The organism is Micromonospora sp. CNZ285 (assembly GCF_004637285.1).
Genome location: NZ_SPQD01000001.1, coordinates 3,345,989 through 3,367,248, shown reverse-complemented (window position 1 = coordinate 3,367,248; position 21,260 = coordinate 3,345,989). Strand labels below are relative to the sequence as shown.

At 71.5% G+C, this 21,260-nt stretch carries 20 protein-coding genes and 1 tRNA gene; 17 read left to right on the top strand and 4 right to left on the bottom strand.

The genetic code is table 11. From position 1 onward, the window contains the following. Nucleotides 1-52: 52 nt before the first annotated feature. The 6 genes from CLT75_RS15090 (at nucleotide 53) to CLT75_RS15065 (ending at nucleotide 7,512) form a co-directional block, all read left to right on the top strand. Nucleotides 53-418, top strand: a complete 366-nt coding sequence (locus CLT75_RS15090) for a YciI family protein (RefSeq protein ID WP_013287532.1) — start codon at nucleotides 53-55, stop codon at nucleotides 416-418. Nucleotides 419-697: 279 nt separating this feature from the next. Then, on the top strand, nucleotides 698-2,146 hold the full coding sequence (gene pyk, locus CLT75_RS15085) for a pyruvate kinase (RefSeq protein ID WP_135241229.1): 1,449 nt from the start codon (nucleotides 698-700) through the stop codon (nucleotides 2,144-2,146). 64 nt (nucleotides 2,147-2,210) lie between these two features. Beyond that, complete coding sequence (locus tag CLT75_RS15080; RefSeq protein ID WP_091331147.1) at nucleotides 2,211-3,080, top strand: acyl-CoA thioesterase; 870 nt, start codon at nucleotides 2,211-2,213, stop codon at nucleotides 3,078-3,080. A gap of 71 nt (nucleotides 3,081-3,151) precedes the next feature. Then, nucleotides 3,152-3,622, top strand: coding sequence for an RrF2 family transcriptional regulator (locus CLT75_RS15075; protein WP_135241228.1), 471 nt, complete (start codon nucleotides 3,152-3,154; stop codon nucleotides 3,620-3,622). A 111-nt stretch (nucleotides 3,623-3,733) separates the two neighbouring features. Next, entirely contained in the window at nucleotides 3,734-4,741 is a 1,008-nt protein-coding gene (locus CLT75_RS15070) for a sulfite exporter TauE/SafE family protein (RefSeq protein WP_135241227.1), read from the top strand. A gap of 473 nt (nucleotides 4,742-5,214) precedes the next feature. Beyond that, complete coding sequence (locus CLT75_RS15065; protein WP_135241226.1) at nucleotides 5,215-7,512, top strand: rhamnogalacturonan lyase family protein; 2,298 nt, start codon at nucleotides 5,215-5,217, stop codon at nucleotides 7,510-7,512. 167 nt (nucleotides 7,513-7,679) lie between these two features. Here CLT75_RS15065 and CLT75_RS15060 read toward each other — a convergent pair whose 3' ends face one another. Next, complete coding sequence (locus CLT75_RS15060) at nucleotides 7,680-8,675, bottom strand: LLM class flavin-dependent oxidoreductase (RefSeq protein WP_181726730.1); 996 nt, start codon at nucleotides 8,673-8,675, stop codon at nucleotides 7,680-7,682. Between the two features lie 61 nt (nucleotides 8,676-8,736). After that, nucleotides 8,737-9,216 (bottom strand): Lrp/AsnC family transcriptional regulator, encoded by a 480-nt coding sequence (locus CLT75_RS15055; RefSeq protein ID WP_030503801.1) that lies wholly within the window; start codon nucleotides 9,214-9,216, stop codon nucleotides 8,737-8,739. Between the two features lie 83 nt (nucleotides 9,217-9,299). Between CLT75_RS15055 and CLT75_RS15050 the strand changes: the two genes are divergently transcribed. Then, nucleotides 9,300-10,475, top strand: a complete 1,176-nt coding sequence (locus CLT75_RS15050) for a trans-sulfuration enzyme family protein (protein ID WP_135241224.1) — start codon at nucleotides 9,300-9,302, stop codon at nucleotides 10,473-10,475. Between the two features lie 36 nt (nucleotides 10,476-10,511). Here CLT75_RS15050 and CLT75_RS15045 read toward each other — a convergent pair whose 3' ends face one another. Beyond that, nucleotides 10,512-11,261, bottom strand: a complete 750-nt coding sequence (locus CLT75_RS15045; protein WP_135241223.1) for a transcriptional regulator — start codon at nucleotides 11,259-11,261, stop codon at nucleotides 10,512-10,514. A gap of 35 nt (nucleotides 11,262-11,296) precedes the next feature. After that, a tRNA-Leu gene (locus CLT75_RS15040) sits at nucleotides 11,297-11,370 on the bottom strand. Between the two features lie 104 nt (nucleotides 11,371-11,474). Between CLT75_RS15040 and CLT75_RS15035 the strand changes: the two genes are divergently transcribed. The 10 genes from CLT75_RS15035 to CLT75_RS14990 all read left to right on the top strand — a co-directional run bounded on the left by CLT75_RS15035 (nucleotide 11,475) and on the right by CLT75_RS14990 (nucleotide 21,211). Next, a complete protein-coding gene (locus CLT75_RS15035; protein ID WP_135241222.1) occupies nucleotides 11,475-12,095 on the top strand; it encodes a response regulator in 621 nt (206 codons plus the stop codon). A gap of 37 nt (nucleotides 12,096-12,132) precedes the next feature. After that, nucleotides 12,133-13,350, top strand: coding sequence for a hypothetical protein (locus CLT75_RS15030; RefSeq protein ID WP_135241221.1), 1,218 nt, complete (start codon nucleotides 12,133-12,135; stop codon nucleotides 13,348-13,350). A 257-nt stretch (nucleotides 13,351-13,607) separates the two neighbouring features. Beyond that, complete coding sequence (locus CLT75_RS15025; RefSeq protein WP_135241220.1) at nucleotides 13,608-14,768, top strand: branched-chain amino acid ABC transporter substrate-binding protein; 1,161 nt, start codon at nucleotides 13,608-13,610, stop codon at nucleotides 14,766-14,768. A 105-nt stretch (nucleotides 14,769-14,873) separates the two neighbouring features. After that, on the top strand, nucleotides 14,874-15,824 hold the full coding sequence (locus CLT75_RS15020) for a branched-chain amino acid ABC transporter permease (RefSeq protein ID WP_135241219.1): 951 nt from the start codon (nucleotides 14,874-14,876) through the stop codon (nucleotides 15,822-15,824). Continuing rightward, the gene (locus tag CLT75_RS15015; RefSeq protein WP_135241218.1) at nucleotides 15,821-16,960 is read left to right on the top strand and encodes a branched-chain amino acid ABC transporter permease; all 1,140 of its coding nucleotides are present in this window, start codon (nucleotides 15,821-15,823) and stop codon (nucleotides 16,958-16,960) included. Before CLT75_RS15020 ends, CLT75_RS15015 begins: the two co-directional genes overlap by 4 nt. Further along, entirely contained in the window at nucleotides 16,953-17,798 is an 846-nt protein-coding gene (locus CLT75_RS15010; protein WP_047893879.1) for an ABC transporter ATP-binding protein, read from the top strand. Before CLT75_RS15015 ends, CLT75_RS15010 begins: the two co-directional genes overlap by 8 nt. After that, on the top strand, nucleotides 17,788-18,498 hold the full coding sequence (locus tag CLT75_RS15005) for an ABC transporter ATP-binding protein (protein WP_135241217.1): 711 nt from the start codon (nucleotides 17,788-17,790) through the stop codon (nucleotides 18,496-18,498). Before CLT75_RS15010 ends, CLT75_RS15005 begins: the two co-directional genes overlap by 11 nt. Nucleotides 18,499-18,525: 27 nt before the next feature. After that, the gene (locus CLT75_RS15000) at nucleotides 18,526-19,437 is read left to right on the top strand and encodes an ABC transporter substrate-binding protein (protein ID WP_135241216.1); all 912 of its coding nucleotides are present in this window, start codon (nucleotides 18,526-18,528) and stop codon (nucleotides 19,435-19,437) included. A gap of 2 nt (nucleotides 19,438-19,439) precedes the next feature. Beyond that, nucleotides 19,440-20,411, top strand: a complete 972-nt coding sequence (locus CLT75_RS14995) for an amino acid ABC transporter permease (protein WP_135241215.1) — start codon at nucleotides 19,440-19,442, stop codon at nucleotides 20,409-20,411. Next, nucleotides 20,408-21,211: an amino acid ABC transporter ATP-binding protein gene (locus CLT75_RS14990; RefSeq protein WP_135241214.1), complete on the top strand. Its 804-nt coding sequence runs from the start codon at nucleotides 20,408-20,410 to the stop codon at nucleotides 21,209-21,211. The genes CLT75_RS14995 and CLT75_RS14990 overlap by 4 nt, the downstream gene beginning before the upstream one ends. The last annotated feature ends 49 nt before the right edge of the window (nucleotides 21,212-21,260 follow it).

Here is a 21,260-nt window from a genome sequence, read left to right as displayed (position 1 = left end):
GCGCACCGGGCCGCCGTGGGAGGCTGGGCGGGACGGTGGTCAGGAGGTGCGCATGGCCGCGACGCCACGGCTCGACTTCGCGCTGGACACGTACGAGTGCATCGTGCTCTACCCGGGGCCCTCGGGACGGGCCCTGCCGGACGAGACCGTGCAACGGCTGCAGGCCGAGCACCTCCAGCACATGCGGGCGCTGCAACGGCGCGGCATCGTGCTCGTGGACGGGTCGGTCGACGGCCCGGCCCGCGAACCCGACCCGCCGATCGGTTTCGGCCTGGCCCGGACCGGCTCGGTGGACGACGTCCGCAGCGTCATGGAGGCCGACCCGGCGGTGCAGGCCGGGCTCTACCGGGTCGAGGTGCTCACCTTCCTCTGCCCGGCCGGCTCACTGGAGTTCCCGCTGGTCAAGACGGAGAGCTGAGGCGCGACGCCCGCCCCTCCGACGGCACCGATCGCTGCCGCGTACCCCCTGCCCGCCCACGGCCGGACGGCCGTGCGCGGCGGCCCCACAGTGCCCCCGGCCGGTCCGTGACGGGGAGCGGTACGATTTCTCACCGCGCGGTCGCCGATGCCCGCCACACGACGTTCCGGTGCGGTACGCCTACCGCCCGCCCACGCGGTTGACGCGCGTCGTTGGACAAATGTTCCGCAGTCCGCAAGGGGTCGGCCGGGAGGCCGATCCGGAGGAGAGACTAGCCTGATGGGCGTGACACGCCGCGCGAAGATCGTCTGCACTCTCGGCCCCGCAACCGCGTCCCCGGAGCGTATCCGCGGGCTCGTCGAGGCGGGCATGAACGTGGCGAGGCTCAACTTCAGCCACGGCAGTCACGCCGACCACGAATCGGTCTACCGGCTGGTCCGCGAGGCCGCCGAGGCGTCCGGGCGTCCGGTCGCCGTGCTCGCCGACCTCCAGGGCCCCAAGATCCGCCTCGGCCGGTTCGCCGACGGCCCGCACGAGTGGCGCACCGGCGACTCGGTCGTGATCACCGGCGACGACGTGGTGGGCACCAAGGAGCGGGTCTCCTGCACCTACCGCAAGCTGCCGCAGGAGGTGAAGGCGGGCGACCGGCTGCTGATCGACGACGGCCGGGTCGCGGTCGAGGTCAGCGACGTCACCGGCAACGACATCCGGTGCCTGGTCACCGAGGGCGGCCCGGTCTCCAACAACAAGGGCGTCTCCCTGCCGAACGTCGCGGTGAGCGTCCCGGCCCTGTCCGACAAGGACGCCGAGGATCTGCGCTTCGCCCTCGGCCTCGGCGTCGACCTGGTCGCGCTCTCCTTCGTCCGCTCGCCGGAGGACATCAAGCTCGTCCACTCGATCATGGACGAGGAGGGCGTGCGCCGCCCGGTCCTGGCCAAGGTCGAGAAGCCGGAGGCGGTCGACCACCTGGAGGCGATCGTGCTCTCCTTCGACGGGGTCATGGTCGCCCGCGGCGACCTCGGCGTCGAACTGCCGCTGGACCAGGTGCCGCTGGTGCAGAAGCGCGCCGTCCAGCTCTGCCGGGAGAACGCCAAGCCGGTCATCGTGGCCACCCAGATGCTCGACTCGATGATCGAGAACTCCCGCCCGACCCGCGCCGAGGCCTCCGACGTGGCGAACGCGGTGCTCGACGGCGCGGACGCGGTGATGCTCTCCGGCGAGACCAGCGTCGGCAAGTACCCGGTGCTCACCGTCAGCACCATGGCGAAGATCATCACCACCACCGAGGCCGGCTCGATCGCCGTCCCCCGGTTGCAGCACGACCCGCGTACGCACGGCGGCGCGCTCACCGTCGCCGCCTCGTCGATCGCCCGGGCCATCGGCGCCAAGGCCATGGTCGCGTTCTCACAGACCGGCGACACCGTCAAGCGGCTGGCCCGGCTGCACTGCGACCTGCCGCTGCTGGCGTTCACGCCGGTGCCGGAGGTGCGCAACCAGCTCGCGCTGTCCTGGGGCGTGGAGACGTTCCTGATGCCGTTCGTCCAGCACACCGACGACATGTTCCGCCAGGTCGACCAGGCGCTGCTCGGCCTCAACCGGGCCAACCCGGGCGACTACGTGGTGATCGTGGCGGGCAGCCCGCCCGGCACCCCGGGCTCCACCAACACGCTGCGCGTGCACCAGCTCGGTTCGCTCGTCGACGCGGCCTCGGCGCGAGCGCTCCAGTGAGTGCGAGGAGTGAGCCGGGTTTGCGAGCCCCGCAGTCGCGAACGAAGGTGACACAGTGAGTGGGGTGGCGACCGGGCAGGCGGCGGTCGACCAGCTGCTGGAGGTGCTCGACCTCGCCCGTACCGGGGAGATGACCTTCCGGGGGATGAGCCCGCAGGTGGGCCCGCAGCGGGTCTACGGCGGGCAGGTCGCCGGCCAGGCCCTGGTCGCGGCCGGCCGCACCGTCGACGCGGAGCGGGCCGTGCACTCCCTGCACGGCTACTTCGTGCGCCCCGGCGACCCGGCCGAGCCGATCGAGTACCAGGTGGAGAACGTCCGCGACGGCCGCTCCTTCTCGGTACGCCGCTCCGTGGCGTTGCAGCACGACAAGCCGATCTTCTTCATGTCGGCGTCGTTCCAGCGCCAGGAGGAAGGGCTGGACCACCACGCTCCGCTCCCGCCGGACGTACCCGGCCCGGACGACGTGCCGACCATGACCGACCGGCTCTCCCGCTACCCGGAGCGCCTGGGCATCTGGGGGATGATCCCGCGCCCGATCGACGTGCGCTACGTCGGCGAGCCCGGCTGGGTCCGCCCCGGCGACCGCCCGGCCGAACCGCACCAGCGGGTGTGGATGCGCCTGGACGGCAAGCTGCCGGACGATCCGCTGCTGCACGCGTGCGCCCTCACGTACGCCTCCGACCTGACGCTGCTGGACTCGGTGCTGTCGGTGCACGGCGAGGTGTGGGGCCCGGGCGGCGTGGTCGGCGCGAGCCTCGATCACGCGCTGTGGTTCCACAGGTCGTTCCGCGCCGACGAGTGGTTCCTGTACGACTGCTGGAGCCCGTCCGCATCGGGCGCCCGGGGCCTGGCCACGGGCCGGATGTTCACCACCGACGGCCGGCACATCGCCAGCGCCGTTCAGGAGGGGCTGCTGCGGCGCGTCGGCGACTGACCGTCCGGCCGGTGATCGCCCGGGCGCGGGTCGGGCGGCAGGTCCGCACCGCAGCGGACTAACCTGGCCGTATGCGTCTTTCCGCCCGGGTCGACTATGCCCTCCGCGCGGCCGCTGAGCTGGCCTCGGTCGCGGACGGGGGAAGCACCGGACGGAGCCGCCCGGTGACCGCCGAGCAGATCGCCCGCGCGCAGGACATCCCGCCGAAGTTCCTCGAGAGCATCCTGCTGCAACTGCGCCGGGGCGGCATCGTGCACGCCCAGCGTGGCCCCGAGGGCGGCTACTGGCTGGCCCGGCCGGCCGGGGAGATCTCCCTGGCCGAGGTGATCCGCGTCATCGACGGTCCACTCGCGCACGTGCGCGGGCAGCGCCCGGAACAGCTCGGCTACCAGGGCGCGGCACGCGCCTTGCAGGACGTCTGGATCGCGCTGCGGGCCAGCGAGCGGGAGATCCTCGAGCTGGTCACCATCGCCGACGTGGCCGCCGGCGCGCTGCCCGGCCGGGTCAACGAACTGGCCGCCGACCCGCGCGCCTGGAGCTGACCACACCGTCCGGCGTCTCCTACCAACCGGATGGGGGACTTGACCCGGGGTGCCCTCGTGCCGCATTGTCGACCAAGTCGATAGGAGATACCGAAAAGTCAGGGGGCGCTCGTGCGCAAGCTGCTGGTCCTCGCCCTCGTCGGGCTCGCCGCGCAACTCGTCGACGGCGCGCTCGGCATGGCGTACGGGCTGACCTCCTCCACGCTTCTCCTGTTCGCCGGCGTGGCACCGGCCGCGGCGTCCGCCTCGGTGCACCTGGCCGAGATCGGCACCACGCTCGCCGCCGGCGTCTCGCACTGGCGGTTCGGCAACGTCGACTGGCGCGTGGTCGGCCGCATCGCGCTCCCCGGCGCCATCGGCGCGTTCGCCGGTGCGACGTTCCTCAGCTCCATCTCCACCGAGGCGGCGGCACCGTGGATGGCCGCCATCCTGTTCACGCTCGGCGCGTACCTGCTCGTGCGGTTCTCCCGGCCGCTGCGCGCCAACCGCGCCGCCGGCCGGCTCCGTAGCCGCTTCCTCGCCCCGCTCGGCCTGGTCGCCGGCTTCGTCGACGCCACCGGCGGCGGTGGCTGGGGCCCGGTCGCCACCCCGGCCCTGCTCGTCTCCGGCCGGATGGAACCCCGCAAGGTCATCGGCTCGGTGGACACCTCCGAGTTCGTGGTGGCCGGCGCGGCCAGCATCGGCTTCCTCATCGGCCTGGGCTCCGAGGGCTTCCTGCTGCCCACAGTGGCCGCGCTCCTGGTCGGCGGCCTGATCGCCGCACCGATCGCGGCCTGGCTGGTCCGCATCGTCCCCGCCCAGTTGCTCGGCGCCGTGATCGGCGGCGTGATCGTGCTGACGAACGCCCGCACGTTGCTGAGCGCCGGCGGCGTGGGCGGCTCGGTGCCGGTCGTGGTGTACGTGCTGCTCGGCGCCGCCTGGCTGGTCGCCGTCGGGCTGGCGGTGCGCGCCCTGCGCCGTACCCGCCGGGCCCGCGCCACCGTCGAGGCGGCCCTCGCCGACGGCCCTGCTCCGGCGGGAGAGCCTGCCGCGCCGGCGGAGCAGGCGGAGTCCGCCAAGTCTGGCGAGTCCGCCGAGTCCGCGGAGTCGCGGAAGCTCGCCGCCGCCGTCGAAGGCTGAGCCCTCAGTCCTGCGCGGAGCGCGCCCCGCACCCGCGAGGGTGTTCCACGGCGTGTCGCCCTCGGCGACGCAAGTCCTCCAACCGATATGCCTCTCGGTCATATTCATGACTGGGAGGCATATCGGTTGTCGGCTGTCCGTTCTCGCCGCCCGACGTTCGCCGCGACTCTGCCGACCCGCCGACCCGCGACCCGCCGACCCGCCGACCCGCCGTGCTGCCGCCGTCGACGTGCCTGTCGCTGACTGCCACCGCGTCGGCCGCCACCGTGTCGGGACGGGGTGGAAGGCGCGTACGACGTGCTCGGTGAGGCCGGCGCTTGTGGGCGTGTCCGGCGGTGACCTAGGCTGACGGAGCGCGGAGCCGAATCATAGACGTCGATGTGTTGACGTCGCTCGTCGCGTCAGGGCACGAATTCGCCGGTCCGGGCAGGCCGGCGCTCGCCCGTGCCTGACCTCCGCGAAAGGCATTCCCCGTGCACCTCACCACCCCACGCCGCCGGATCGCGCTGCTCGCCGCGGCCTCGGCGGTCACCCTGTCGGCCGGCGCGCTCACCACGATGAACGCCGCGGCGGCGGCTGCCGCCTGCCGGGTCGACTACCGGATCACCAACCAGTGGAGCGGCGGCTTCGGCGCCGACGTGACAGTGACGAACCTCGGCGACCCGGTCAACGGCTGGACCCTCGGCTGGAGCTTCGCCGCCGGCCAGCAGGTCGTCCAGGCGTGGAACGCGACGGTCAGCCAGTCCGGCGCGCAGGTGAGCGCCCGCGACGCCGGCTACAACGCGGCCATCGGCACCGGCGGCACCGCGAACTTCGGCTTCAACGGCTCGTGGAACAACGCGTCGAACCCGGTCCCGGCCGCGTTCACGCTCAACGGCACCGCCTGCACCGGCGCACCGTCCACCAGCGCGCCACCGTCGACGCCACCACCGAGCACGCCGCCGCCCACCACACCGCCGCCCACCACCCCGCCACCGACCACACCCCCGCCCACCACGCCGCCGCCGACCACCCCGCCGGCCGGGGCGAAGCAGATGGAGGACCTCGACCGGGGGCTGATCAGCGTCCGCTCCGGCAGCGGGAACCTGGTCTCGTGGCGGCTGATCGGCACCGAGACCTCGGGTGTGGCGTTCAACCTGTACCGGGGTGGCACCAAGGTCAACGGCAGTCCGATCACCGGCGCCACCACGTACCTGGACAGCGGCGCGGCGGCCGGATCGGCGTACACCGTGCGGGCCGTGGTGAACGGCGCCGAGCAGGCGGCGTCCGCCCCGGCGCTCCAGTTCGCCAACGGTTACCTGGACGTGCCGATCCAGCCGCCGCCCGGCGGCACCACCCCGTCCGGGGAGGGCTACACCTACGCGGCGAACGACGCGAGCGTGGGTGACCTCGACGGCGACGGCCGCTACGAGTTCGTGCTCAAGTGGGACCCGTCGAACGCCAAGGACAACTCGCAGTCCGGCTACACCGGCAACGTCTACGTCGACGCGTACACGCTCACCGGCACCCGGCTGTGGCGCGTCGACCTGGGCCGTAACATCCGCGCCGGCGCCCACTACACCCAGTTCCAGGTGTACGACTACGACGGCGACGGGGACGCCGAGGTGGCCATGAAGACCGCCGACGGGACCCGCTCCGGCACCGGCCAGGTGATCGGGAACGGCTCGGCCGACCACCGCAACTCCAGCGGCTACGTGCTCGCCGGCCCGGAGTACCTGACCATGTTCGACGGCCGCACCGGCGCGGCGCTGTCCACTGTCGACTACGACCCGCCGCGCGGCACCGTCTCCTCCTGGGGCGACTCGTACGGCAACCGGGTCGACCGGTTCCTCGCCGGCACCGCGTACCTGGACGGGCAGCGCCCCTCGCTGATCATGGCGCGCGGCTACTACACCAGGGCCGTCGTCGCGGCCTGGGACTTCCGCGACGGGACTCTGCGCAAGCGCTGGACGTTCGACTCGAACGCCTCCGGCAACGGCGCCGCCGCCGGCCAGGGCAACCACCAGCTCTCCGTGGCCGACGTGGACAACGACGGCCGCCAGGAGATCGTGTACGGCGCCGCCACGATCGACGACAACGGCCGGCTGTTGTACTCCACCGGCAACGGCCACGGTGACGCGCTGCACGTCGGCGACCTCGACCCCTCCCGCTCCGGCCTGGAGGTGTTCAAGGTCGACGAGGACGGCAGCAAGCCCAGCTCCTGGATGGCCGACGCGCGTACCGGGCAGATCATCTGGCAGACCGCGCCGAGCGGTGACAACGGCCGCGGCGTCTCCGGCGACGTCTGGGCGGGCAGCCCGGGTGCCGAGTCCTGGTCGTCAGCCGTCGACGGGCTGCTCAACACCCGGGGCCAGAACGTCGGGCGCAAGCCGTCGTCGGCGAACTTCCTGATCTGGTGGGACGGCGACCCGGTCCGGGAGCTGCTCGACGCCACGAAGATCGACAAGTACGGCACCGGCGGCGAGACCCGGCTGCTCACCGGCAGCGGCGTCGCCTCGAACAACGGCACCAAGTCCACCCCGGCGCTCTCGGCGGACCTGCTCGGCGACTGGCGGGAGGAGGTCGTCTGGCGCACCTCCGACAGCACCGCGCTCCGGATCTACAGCACGCCGGTGACCACCGGCCTGCGGCTGCCGACGCTGATGCACGACCCGCAGTACCGGGTGGCGGTGGCCTGGCAGAACACCGCCTACAACCAGCCGCCGCACCCGGGCTTCCACCTGGGCGACGGCATGAGCACCCCGCCCGCGCCGAACATCTACCTGCGCTGAAACGGCAGGCACCGGGTCGCCGGCCGCGGAATCCGCTCCGCCGGCGACCCGGTGCACCACACCGCAGCATTCCCGACCCGTCCCGACCGGGAATGCCGTACCACCACCGGGGACAAAGTTATGCGTCCCACGCGACGGTGCGGTGACGTGGCTATGAAGAGCGTGTTTCAGCCCTCCCGGCGCAGCCCGCCCGCCACCTTCTCGGCGATCAGCTCGAACGAGCGGACCCGGTCCGCCACGTCGTACACCATCGTGGTGAGCATCAGCTCGTCCGCGCCGGTGCGCTCCAGCAACTCACCGAGCTGCCGGGCCACCGTCTCCGGCGAGCCGGTCGCCTGCCCGTCGCGGCGCTGGGCGACGAACTCCCGCTCGAACTCCGAGTACGGGTACGCCGCCGCCTCCTCCGGCGTGACCAGCGGCTCCGGCCGCCCCGACCGCAGCTTCAGGAACGACAGCCCGGACGGTCCGGCCAGCCACTCGGCCCGCTCGTCGGTCTCCGCACAGACCGCGTTGACCGCCACCATCGCGTACGGCCGGTCCAGCCACTGCGACGGCCGGAAGTTCTGCCGGTAGAGCTGCAACGCCGGAATCGTGTTCTGCGAGCTGAAGTGGTGCGCGAACGAGAACGGCAGCCCGAGCAGACCGGCCAGCTGCGCGCTGAACCCGCTCGACCCGAGCAGCCACACCTGCGGCGACTGGCCGCGGCCCGGCGTCGCGGTGATCGGGCCCGGCTCGGCTCCCGAGAAGTAGTTCATCAGGTCGGCCAGCTCACGCGGGAAGTGCTCCGCGGACAGGCCCTCCATGGTGCGGCGCAACGCCAGCGCGGTCACCTGGTCGGTGCCCGGCGCCCGGCCGATGCCCAGGTCGATCCGGCCCGGGTGCAGCGCCTCCAGGGTGCCGAACTGCTCGGCCACCACCAGCGGCGCGTGGTTGGGCAGCATCACCCCGCCCGAGCCGAGCCGGATCGTGCTGGTGTTCGCCGCCAGGTGCGCGAGCAGCACCGCAGGCGCGGAGCTCGCGATCGCGGGCATGTTGTGGTGCTCGGCCACCCAGAACCGGCGGTAGCCCAGCTCCTCGGTGCGGCGGGCCAGCTCCGTGGTGTACCGCAGCGCCTCACCGGCACTGCCGGTCGCCGCCACCGGGGCAAGATCAAGAACAGACATGGGTACGTCGATCACAGCGTGGTGCAACAGGCCACGTGCCGGAATTGTTCCGCCGGGTGCGCTACCCCATACCCCGGGCCTGCTCGAAGATCAGGCTGGTCTGCGTGTGCTGCACCGCCGGATCGACTGCGAGATGATCGAGGACGAAGTCCCGCAGCGCGTCGCCGGAGGCGGCCCGCACGTGCAGCACGTAGTCCTCCGCGCCCGCCACGTGGAACACCGACACCACCCCCGGCAGCCGCACCGACCGGGCCCGGAACGCGTCCACAGCGGCCCGCTCGTGCGCCGTCAACCGCACCGAGACCAGCGCCTGCAACGGCAGACCCACCGCCGCCGGGTCCACCTCGGCGTGGAACCCGCGGATCGCCCCGCACTCCCGCAGTGCCCGGGTACGCGTCAGACACGTCGACGGCGCCACCCCCACCCGCTCGGCCAGCGCGTTGTTCGGCAGCCGGCCGTCCGCGGCCAGCTCGGTGAGGATCGCGCGGTCGACGTCGTCCAGGCCGGCGAACGGCCGTACATCATTCGGTGCGGCAGGCATGTGACCATCCTTCACCGAATCACCGCCGGGCGAAAGCGTGATTGCCAGAATCTTGTTCGCTGCTATTGCCTCTGGCCGTCGTCATGTTCGACAGTTCCGGCATGACTTCCGTGGACACCGCAGCCGTACACGCCGGGCGCGCCGACCTCGCCGGGCTCGGCGTCCACGTCCCGCCGATCGACCTGTCCACCACCAACCCGCTGCCCTCGGTCGCCGGCGGCGGTGACGACTACGAAACGCTCGCCACCGGCGGCACCCTCCCAGCCGGCGGCAGCGCCGTCTACCAGCGCCTCTGGAACCCCACAGTGGCCCGGTTCGAGACCGCGCTCGCCCAGCTCGAAGGCACCGCCGAGGCCGTCGCCTTCGCCAGCGGCATGGCCGCGCTCACCGCCACCCTGCTCGCCGCCACCCGCGACGGCAAGCGTCACGTCGTCGCCGTCCGCCCCCTCTACGGCGGCACCGACCACGTCCTCGCCACCGGCCTGCTCGGCACGGAGGTCACCTGGGCCACCACCGCCGACGTGGCCGCCGCGATCCGCCCCGACACCGCCCTGGTCGTGGTCGAGACGCCGGCGAACCCCAGCCTCGACCTGGTCGACATCGCCGCGCTCGCCGACGCCGCCGGTGACGTCCCGCTGCTCGTCGACAACACCGTCGCCACCCCGGTGCTCCAGCAGCCCGCCCGCCACGGCGCCGCGCTCGTGCTGCACAGCGCCACCAAGAGCATCGGCGGCCACGGCGACGTCCTCGCCGGCGTCGTCGCCTGCGGGCCCGCGTGGGCCGCCCGGCTGCGCCAGGTCCGCGCCGTCACCGGCGCCGTCCTGCACCCGCTCGGCGCGTACCTGCTGCACCGCGGCATCCAGACCCTCCCGCTGCGCGTCCGCGCCCAGCAGGCCGGCGCGGAGAAGCTCGCCGCCTGGCTCGCCGGGCACCCCGCCGTCGAGCGCGTCCACCACCCCTCGCTGCACGACCCGGCCGGGCTGGTCGGCCGCCAGATGTCCGGCACCGGCAGCCTGCTCGCCTTCGAGGTACGCGGCGGCGCGCCCGCCGCGGCCGAGGTCGCCGGCGCCTGCGAGCTGATCACGCACGCCGTGTCGCTCGGCGGCGTCGACACGCTGATCCAGCACCCGGCCTCGCTCACCCACCGGCCGGTCGAGGGCGACGCGAAGCCCTGCGGCGGGCTGCTGCGCGTCTCGGTCGGCCTGGAGGACCCGGAGGACCTGCGGGCGGATCTCGCGCGGGCGCTGGCGCGGATCTGACGGCGGCCGGTCGCCCGCGTCCGCGGCGTCGTCGGGTCACGACTTCGGGCCGACGTGCCGGTCGAGGGCGGCGACCGCCTCCCGGCGGGCCACCGACAGGGAGTTGCGCCGGTTCATCCGCCAGGCGATGCCGAGCCGGTCGAGGGCCTGCTGGCAGAGGCCGATGATGTCGGCCGACTCGTTGTTGAACATGTAACGGGGATAGACGTACTCCTTGCCCCGCACGACGACCCGGTTGGCGAAGCGGCACCCGTCGGAGTGGAAGAGGCCGCGCAGGAAGTCGCCCGCCTGGGCCTCGACGATGGGGCGCTGCCAATCCGCGAGGACGATCGGACGCCGGTGCTTCCTACCGGGCCCGTGTTGCGGGAACAGGCACGGCCAGTGCCTGCCGTAGCTCTGCACGCTGACGCCGCCCGGATGCCGGACGCGCTGGACCTTCTCCGCCAGGACCCGTCGCATGGCGTCGTCGCACGCCTCGATCAGCCCGGGCCAGCTGTCACTGCAGGAGATCCGGAGCACCGGCACCCGCGCCCTGGTCACGAGATGCCCGTCGCCCAGGTAGAGCCCGAGGAGATAGGCGTAGGCCGCCGGGTCTGTCGGAACACAGACACCCTCGCGGCAGCGGAAACACCGCAGCGCGGTGCCGTGCTGCTTCGGCTCCGGCCGATCCCTGCACCAGTGCCAGACGGTGCGGTAGTTGAGGCCCACCGCGCGGGCCGCCTCCGCGACGGTGGCCCCGGACAGGAAGGCCTGACGTGCTCGCGCGCGTATCTCGGGTGGATGCACGCGGACATCTTCGAACGCGCGTACGACAGTTTCGGTGTCCCCGGTGGGACTCGAACCCACACTGTCGGAGGTTTGAGCTCCGTTTCTCTGCCGATTGGAATACGGGGACAGGCTCGCGCGACGCTCTCGCGTCGTGCCATAGGTTACCTACTACGCTAGGGGCGGCGACACCCGGCAGGGCGGGTGTCGGGCTCGAACCGGTGGGAGTGGCTCGTGGGCGAGATGCAGGCGGACGCCGAGCGCAAGCGCGTTCTGATCGCCGAGGACGAGGCGCTCATCCGGCTGGACCTGGCCGAGATGCTCGTCGAAGAGGGCTACGAGGTGGTCGGCGAGGCCGGTGACGGCGAGACCGCCGTCAAGCTCGCCGAGGAACTCAAGCCGGATCTGGTCATCCTCGACATCAAGATGCCGATCATGGACGGGCTGGCCGCCGCCGAGCGGATCGCCGGCGCGCGCATCGCCCCGGTGATCATCCTGACCGCGTTCAGCCAGCGTGACCTGGTGGAGCGGGCGCGGGCGGCGGGCGCGATGGCGTACCTGGTCAAGCCGTTCCAGAAGAGCGACCTGGTGCCGGCGGTGGAGATCGCGCTGTCCCGCTACTCCGAGATCGCCGCGCTGGAGTCGGAGGTCGCCGGCCTCACCGACCGGCTGGAGATCCGCAAGACCGTCGAGCGCGCCAAGGGTGCGCTGATGACCACGTACGGCATGACCGAGCCGCAGGCGTTCAAGTGGATCCAGCGCACCGCGATGGACCACCGGATGACCATGAAGGAGGTCGCCGAGCGGATCCTCGCCGAGACCGCCGGCGGCGCGGTGGAGCAGCCCACGCCCTGACCTCCCGGGGAGGCGTCCGATCGATAGGATCGGATCCATGTCTCCCGCGCGCGTCCGGCCGGCCCTCATCGCCGTCGCCGCCGCGCTGCTCCTGGCGGCCTGTCACGCCACGCCGCGACCGCTGCCCGAGCCCGCGCCGGTACGCCCGCAGTGGCAGTCCGTCGAGATGGCCCTTCCTGCCGGCGCCACCGGGCGTCCGGTCCTGCGCGACACCGCGCGGTGCGCCGGCCGGTGGTACGCGGTGGGCGGGCTGGCCGATCCGGCGGGGGAGACCCGCCCGGCTGCCTGGTCCTCATCGGACGGCGTGACCTGGTCGCCGATTCCGGTGCGCGCGCAGACGTTCTACGGCCGTCAGCACGTGCTCTACGCGGTGGCGTGCCGCGACGACGGGATGGCGGCGCTGGGCGCGAAGACCGGTGGCGTGCACGGCAATCCGCGTACCGGGACGTGGGTGTGGCGTCCGGGCGGGCCGTTGCGGGAGGTGCCGGCGGCGTTCGAGTTGTTCGGCGGCCCGCGCGCGGTGAGCGCGTCGCGGCCGGCGGCCGGGCCGGGCGGCTGGCTGGTGGCGGGGGCGCGCGCGGACGGCGCGGCGGTGTGGTCGTCGCCGGACGCCGAGGGGTTCGTGCTGCGCGAGGGCGTCGCGGAGCTGGCCGGCGACGGCCGGGGCCGGACGGCGGCGTACGACGTGGCGGCGGTGGGGTCGGGCTGGCTGGTGGTGGGGTCGTTGCTGCCGCCCGGCGGGACGGCCCGGACGCCGCTGTCGTGGTTCTCGGCCGACGGCCGGGTGTGGCGGCGGGTGGCTCTGCCGGTGCCGGCGGGGGCGGCCGGGGCGGCGGAGCGGGTGGTGTCGGCCGACGGCGGGCCGGTGGCGGTCGGCCCGGTGGGTGACCGCTTCGCGGTGTGGCGCGGGTGCGACGACTGCGGCTCGCCGTCCGCCGGTTCGGCGGGTGCGAACCAGGGGTGGCGGCGGGTAGGCGGGTTCGGCTCGGCGGGCCCGGGGGTGTCGTCGGTGGACGCGCTCGCGGCGTCCGGTGGGCGGCTCGTCGCGGTGACCGGGGACGGGGCTCAGCGACGGCTCTGGATGTCGCGTGACGGCGGGGCGTCGTGGCTTCCGGTGATCACGCCGGTGCCGGTGCCGGACGGTGGCGACGCGGCGCTGGCGGTGGCGGTCCGCGACGACCGGCTGCTCGTGGTCGCCGATGACGGGAAAACGTCCCGTGCCTGGTGGGGGGCGTTGCCGACCGTCGATCGGTAGCGGGTGGGGAGGAGATGGCTCGTTACCGAGGAATAGTCGGCGAAAGCCTTTGCCCGCCTTCGGTTCTTACGCCGATGGGCTTGAATCCGCCACGGCGTGTAACGGTTCGGTCAACCCCGCTTTCCAGGTCTTACGCCACCGCTCACGGTGGGATAACGTCCCGCCCCAGACCGGCGACGACGGTCTTGGTTCGTCCACCCCGCAAGGGCCAATCAGCGGCGGGTGGTTCGGATCATGGACGGAGGAGGGTTCGGGCCTTGAGGCAGAAGCTCGCACGCGTGATCGGCGGGGTCGCCATGCTGGCGCTCGTCGCCGGTGGTACCGCTTGTTCCAGCGGCAGCGACGATGAGGCGTCCGGGGGCAGCGCCTGCGGGAGCAAGATCGCTTTCTTCGGCGCGCTGACCGGTAGCTCGGCCGCGCTGGGCATCAACGAGAAGAACGGCGTCAAGCTGGCCGTCGACAAGTACAACAAGGAGAACGCCGACTGCAAGGTGGAGCTCGCCGAGCTCGACTCGCAGGGCAGCCCGGACCAGGCGCCGGGTCTGGCCCAGAAGGCGATCGACGACACCAAGATCCTGGGTGTCGTGGGTCCGGCCTACTCGGGCGAGTCCGAGGCCGCCGGCCCGCTGTTCAACGAGGCCGGCCTGGTCACCATCACCCCCTCCGCGACCCGTCCCAGCCTCGCCGAGCAGGGCTGGAAGACGTTCTTCCGCGCGGTCGGCAACGACCTGAGCCAGGGCCCCGCCGCCGGTAACTACATCAAGAACGTGATGAAGGCCGACCGGGTCTACGTCATCGACGACCAGTCCGCGTACGGCGCCGGCCTGGCCGACGAGGTCAAGAAGGTCCTCGGTGCCTCCGTCGTGGGCAGCGACAAGGTCCAGGGCGAGGGCAAGCAGACCGAGTTCTCCGGTGTTGTCACCAAGGTCAAGGCCGCCAACGTCAAGGCGGTCTTCTACGGCGGCTACTACCAGGAGGCCGGCCTGATCCGTAAGCAGCTCACCGCTGCCGGGGTCACCGCTCCGCTGGTCGCCGGTGACGGCGTGAACGACGGCGCGTACATCACCTCCGCCGGTGCGGCCGCCGCCGAGGGCACCATCCTCACCTGCCCCTGCGCTCCGTCCACCGAGGCCCGCGGCACCTTCGCCGCCGACTTCAAGGCGCTCAACGGCACCGAGCCGGGCACCTACAGCGACACCGCCTACGACGCGGCGAACATCCTGCTGGCGGGCATCAAGGCCGGCAAGAGCACCCGTGCCGACCTGCTGGAGTTCGTGAAGGGCTACAGCGGCGAGGGCGTTGCCGCCAGCTACAAGTTCGTCGAGGGCGGCGAGCTCGACCCGGCGCAGGTCAAGGTCTGGGCGTTCAAGGTGCAGGGCGGCAAGGTCGTCCCGGACCAGGAGATCCCCAAGTCCTGATCGTTCGATCGCTGGACTGGCGATTGAGTAGTGATCGCGGGTGCGGCCGGGAGCTGGCTCCCGGCCGCACCCTCTTTTTCTCTTGAGCGACGGAGCGTCCCTCCCTTGGACTTCGACGGATTGTTCTCCAACTTCGGGGAACTCACCACGACCGGCTTGACGCAGGGCGCCATCTACGCCCTGGTCGCGCTCGGCTACACGCTTGTGTACGGCGTGCTCAGGCTCATCAACTTCGCCCACTCCGAGGTCTTCATCGCCGGCGCGTTCGCCGCGATCTGGACCTGGAACGGCTTCGGACTCGACCAGAACTCGCAGGTCAGCGGCATCGGCTCGATCCTGTTCTACCTGCTGGTGGCGATGATCGTGGCGGCGATCGCCTCGGCGGGCACCGCGACGGTGATCGAACGGGTGGCGTACCGGCCGCTGCGCAAGCGCAACGCGCCGCCGCTGGCGTTCCTCATCACCGCCATCGGCGCCTCGATCGCCATCTCCGAGGCGTTCGGCGTCTACACCCGGCGGCGGCCGGAGGGTGCGCCGATCCTGGTCAGCTCGGAGCCGCTGTTCCACGTCGCCGGGGTGCCGATCGACGCGGTGCAGCTGCTCACGATCGGTTCCGCGCTGGTGATGATGTTCGCGCTGGACCAGTTCATCAACCGCAGCCGTACCGGCCGCGGCATCCGGGCGGTGGCCCAGGACGCCAACACGGCGGCGCTGATGGGCGTCAACAAGGACCGCATCATCCTGATGGTCTTCATCGCCGGTGGCACCATGGCCGGCGTCGCGGGCCTGCTGTACGACGTGCGGATCCAGACGCTCACGTACAGCGTCGGCTTCCTGCTGGGCCTCAAGGCGTTCACCGCGGCGGTGCTCGGCGGTATCGGCAACCTGCGCGGCGCGCTCGTCGGCGGGTTGCTGCTCGGCGTCGTGGAGAACTACGCCGCGGGCCTGTTCGGCAGTCAGTGGAAGGACTTCGCCGCGTTCGCGGTGCTCGTCGTCCTGCTGATGTTCCGGCCGACCGGTCTGCTCGGCGAATCACTGGGGAGGGCACGCGCATGACGACCACCATCGACCCGCCGGAGCGGCGGGAGACGGCGGCGGACAAGCTGCGGCAGGGCCGGCACGCGATCTCGGAGCGCTGGCACCACGCGCCGCGCTGGGTGCGCTGGGTGCTGCTGGTCGCGGTCATCGCGTTCTTCTACGCGCTGCCGAACAAGGAGTTCTACCAGTACCTCGGGCCGATCCCGACCCCGGGCGCGAACTTCACCCAGGTGATGTTCACGGTCTCGATCTACGTGCTGCTGGCGGTCGGGCTCAACATCGTGGTCGGCTTCGCCGGCCTGCTCGACCTCGGCTACTTCGGCTTCTTCGCCGTCGGCGCGTACACGGTAGCGGTGCTGACCTCGCCGAGCAGCGACCTCAAGACGCTGTGGCCGTGGCTGGCGGTGGTGCCGATCGCGATCGGCCTGACCATGGTCTCCGGCGTCATGCTCGGCACGCCGACGCTGCGCCTGCGCGGCGACTACCTGGCGCTGGTGACGCTCGGCTTCGCCGAGATGATCCGGATCGCGGCGGTCAGCTCCGAGTTCCTCAAGGGACAGCGCGGCTTCAACCAGATCCCGCACCCGCCCGGCGAGTACGCCGACGGCCGCCCGTGGTTCGGCGTGCTCGACGCCCGCCCGTACTACTGGCTGGTGCTCACGCTGATCATCCTGGTGGTGATCGGGGTGCGGAACCTGACCCACAGCCGGGTCGGCCGGGCCTGGATCTCGATCCGCGAGGACGAGGACGCCGCCCAGCTCATGGGCGTGCCGACGTTCAAGTTCAAGCTGTGGGCGTTCGCCTCCGGCGCGGCCATCGCCGGCCTGGCCGGTGCGCTGTTCGCCGGTAAGCAGAACTTCGTCAACTCGCAGAACTTCGAGCTGCTCAACTCGATCATCATCCTGGCCGCTGTCATCTTCGGCGGCTCGGGCAACATCGTCGGCGCGATCGTCGGCGGCGGCCTGGTGGCGTACATGATCGAGCGGTTCCGTGGCATCGAGCTGTTCGGCATCGAGCTGTACGAGTACCGGTTCCTCTTCTTCGGCCTGGTGCTCGTGGTGATGATGATCTTCCGGCCGCAGGGCCTGATCCCGAACCGGCGACGAGCGGCGGAGTTCAAGGACCGCCGCAAGGAGGTGATCGTCGGTGAGTGACACCGAGCAGACCCCGGCCGTTCCGGCCCAGGCGGCGGCCCCCGCCGTCGAGACGGTCGACAAGCGGGAGCCGTTGCTGGAGGTCGACCACGTCACGCTGCGCTTCGGCGGTGTGGTGGCCCTCAACGACGTGGACTTCACCCTCTACAAGGGTGAGATCCTCGGTCTGATCGGCCCGAACGGCGCCGGCAAGACCACCTGCTTCAACGCGATGACCGGCATCTACCAGCCCACCGAGGGGCAGATCCGGTTCCTGGGCCAGAAGATCAGTGGCAAGAAGCGCCACCAGATCACCCGGATGGGCATGGCCCGTACCTTCCAGAACATCCGTCTCTTCCCGGAGATGACCGCGCTGGAGAACGTCCAGGTCGGTGCGGACGCGCACCACAAGACCAGCGTGATCTCCGCTCTGCTGCGCCTGCCGCGGCACTGGAAGGAGGAGCGCGAGGGCCGGGAGAAGGCCGAGCGCCTGCTGGAGTTCGTCGGCATCAGCAACCGGATGCACGAGTTCGCCCGCAACCTGTCCTACGGCGAGCAGCGCCGGCTGGAGATCGCCCGCGCGCTGGCGACCGACCCGAAGCTGCTCTGCCTGGACGAGCCGGCCGCCGGCTTCAACCCGGCGGAGAAGGAGGAGCTGCTCCAGCTCATCCGGCAGATCCGGGACCAGGGCGTGACGGTGCTGCTGATCGAGCACGACATGCGCCTGGTGATGGGCGTGACCGACCGGATCGTGGTCCTGGAGTTCGGAAAGAAGATCGCCGAAGGGCTGCCCGCCGAGGTGCGGGACAACCCGAAGGTGGTCGCGGCGTACCTGGGGGTGCCGGACGATGCTGCTTGAGATCGAGGACGTGAGCCTGCTCTACGGGCGGATCCAGGCGCTGCACGGCATCAGCCTGACCGTGGACGAGGGGGAGATCGTCGCGCTGATCGGCGCGAACGGCGCCGGCAAGTCCACCACCATGCGGGCGATCTCCGGCATCCGGCCGGTCGCCTCCGGCAAGATCAAGTTTGCCGGTGAGGACATCACCAAGCTCCGGGCCGACCTGCGGGTGCGGCGCGGCCTGTGCCAGGCGCCCGAGGGCCGGGGCATCTTCCCCGGCATGTCGGTGCTGGAGAACCTGGACATGGGCGCGTACACCCGGCGCGACAAGGCCGGCATCGCGCAGGACCTGGCCCGGGTGCTGGACCTGTTCCCGCGGCTGGCCGAGCGGCGCAAGCAGCCCGGCGGCACGCTCTCCGGCGGTGAGCAGCAGATGCTCGCGGTCGGCCGGGCGCTGATGAGCCGGCCGAAGCTGCTGCTGCTCGACGAGCCGTCGATGGGTCTCGCGCCGATGCTGATCCAGCAGATCTTCACGATCATCACGGAGATCAACCAGCAGGGCACCACGATCCTGCTGGTGGAGCAGAACGCCCAGCAGGCGCTGGCGCGCGCCCACCGGGCGTACGTGCTGGAGACCGGCCGGATCGTCAAGAGCGGTTCCGGCGCGGACCTGCTGCACGACCCCTCGGTCAAAGAGGCTTACCTCGGCGTGGCCTGACCGACCCCTCGCAAAAGGAGTACAGCCATGTTCCACCCCAACCCCGGACGGCGGGCGGCGCTCGGCGTCGCCGGTGCGGCCGTCCTGCTGCTCTCCCTCGCCGCGTGCGGCGAGAAGGAGAACTCGGCCGAGCCGGGCTCCGGCCCGTCGGTGTCCGCCACGGCCGACTCCAACCTGGCCGCCAAGGTGCCGGACGCCATCAAGGCCGACGGCGTGATCAAGGTCGGCACCGACTCGACGTACGCCCCGGCCGAGTTCCTCGACGCCGACGGCAAGACCGTGGTCGGCTTCGACGTCGAGCTGTTCAACGCGGTGGCGCAGAAGCTGGGTCTCAAGGCCGAGTACGAGTCGGCGCCGTTCGACGCGATCCTGCCCGGTGTGGGTTCGGGCAAGTACGAGGTCGGCGTCTCGTCGTTCACCATCAACCCGGACCGTCTCAAGACCGTCAACATGGTGAGCTACTACTCGGCGGGCACCCAGTGGGCGACCAAGAAGGGCAACCCGGCCGGGGTCGACCCGGAGAACGCCTGCGGCAAGAAGATCGCCGTGCAGGTCGGTACGGTCCAGCTCGACGACATCACCGCCCGGTCGAAGAAGTGCACCGACGCCGGCAAGCCGGCCATCAAGATCGACCAGTACCAGGCGCAGAGCGACGCCACCGCCGCCGTGGGCAGCGGCAAGAACGACGCCATGCTGGCCGACTCCCCGGTCGGCGCGTACGCGGTGAAGCAGAGCAACGGCCAGCTGGAGGTGCTCGGCGACATCTACGAGTCGGCGCCGTACGGCTACGCGGTGAACAAGGACCAGCAGGCGTTCGCCGAGGTGCTCAAGGAGGCCGTGCAGGCGGTCATCGCCGACGGCAGCTACAAGGCCGCGCTCGCCAAGTGGGGTGTCGAGGGCGGCGCCATCACCAACGCTGAACTGAACCCGTCGGTCTGACCATGTCGGTCGACACATCCGGACGGGCACGGCCAGAACCGATCAAGGCCGTGCCCGTGCGGCACCCCGGGCGCTGGGTCGGCGTGGCGGTCATCGCCGTGCTGGTCGCGATGTTCGTGCACATGCTGGTCACGAACTCCGCGTTCCAGTGGTCGTTCATGGTGGACGAGATGTTCCGCCCGCCGATCATCGAAGGGCTCCGCGGCACCATCCTGCTGCTGATCACGTCGATGGTGATCGGTATCGGCCTGGGCATCGTCATCGCGATCATGCGGCTGTCGCCCAACCCGGTGCTGCGCGGCGTGGCCTGGGTGTACACCTGGTTCTTCCGGGCGGTGCCGCGGCTGGTGCTGGCGATCCTCTTCGGCAACCTCGGCATCCTCTGGTCGCGGCTGGAGTTCGGTCTGCCGTTCGACAGGCAGATCGGCGCCCTGTTCGGGTTGCACGACTTCGAGGCCCGGCTGTTCGGGTTCAGCGCGGTGGACATCCTGACCGGCTTCGTCGCCGGCATGCTGGCGCTGGGTCTGTCCGAGGCCGCGTACATGGCCGAGATTGTCCGGGCCGGCATCCAGTCGGTGGACGAGGGGCAGACCGAGGCGGCTCAGGCGCTGGGCATGAGCCGGGCGCAGATCCTGCGGCGGATCGTGTTGCCGCAGGCGATGCGGGTGATCATCCCGCCGACCGGGAACGAGACCATCGCGATGCTCAAGGACACCTCCCTGGTGGCCTTCGTGCCGGTGTCGATGGAGCTGTTCTTCCAGCTCAAGGCCGTCGGTTCCCGGACCTTCCAGCCCTTCCCGATGTACGTCGCCGCGACGTTGTGGTACCTGCTGCTGACCAGCGTCCTGCTGGTGGGGCAGTACTACCTGGAGCGGCACTACTCCAAGGGGTTCGGACGCAGTACGCGGGCCCGGCAGCGGCTACGAGGGCTTGCCGCGGAGAGCGGCAGCACCACGAGTGGGACGGCGCAATGACGGACATGACCGCTTCCCCGCAGACGCCGGCCGCCGAGTCCGGGCTGATGGTGCGGGCCGAGCAGGTGCACAAGTCGTTCGGGCCGCTGGAGGTGCTCAAGGGCATCGACCTGGAGGTCCGCTCCGGCGAGGTGTGCTGCCTGCTCGGGCCCTCCGGCTCCGGCAAGTCGACGTTCCTGCGCTGCATCAACCACCTGGAGAAGATCGACGCCGGCCGGATCCGGGTGGACGGCGACCTGATCGGCTACCGGGAGCGCGGCGGCAAGCTGTACGAGATGCGGGACAGGGACGTCGCCGCGCAGCGTCGTGCGATCGGCATGGTGTTCCAGCGGTTCAACCTGTTCCCGCACATGACGGTGCTCCAGAACGTCATGGAGGCGCCGGTGCTGCTGCGCCAGGTCAGGAAGGCGGAGGCCCGGGAGCACGCCGCGCAGCTGCTGGACCGGGTGGGGCTCGGTGACAAGCTCGGCGCGTACCCCGGTCAGCTCTCCGGCGGCCAGCAGCAGCGGGTGGCGATCGCCCGGGCGCTGGCCATGCGGCCGAAGCTGATGCTGTTCGACGAGCCGACCAGCGCGCTCGACCCGGAGCTGGTGGGCGAGGTGCTGGACACGATGAAGGACCTGGCCCGCGACGGCATGACGATGATCGTGGTGACCCACGAGATCGGTTTCGCCCGCGAGGTGGGCGACCACCTCGTGTTCATGGACGGCGGCGTGGTGGTCGAGCAGGGCGACCCGCGCGAGGTGATCTCGGCGCCCCAGCACGAGCGGACCAAGGCGTTCCTGGCCAAGGTTCTCTGACCTCGGCCTCCGGTGCGGCGCGCGCCGCACCGGAGGCCGGAGTTGTCGG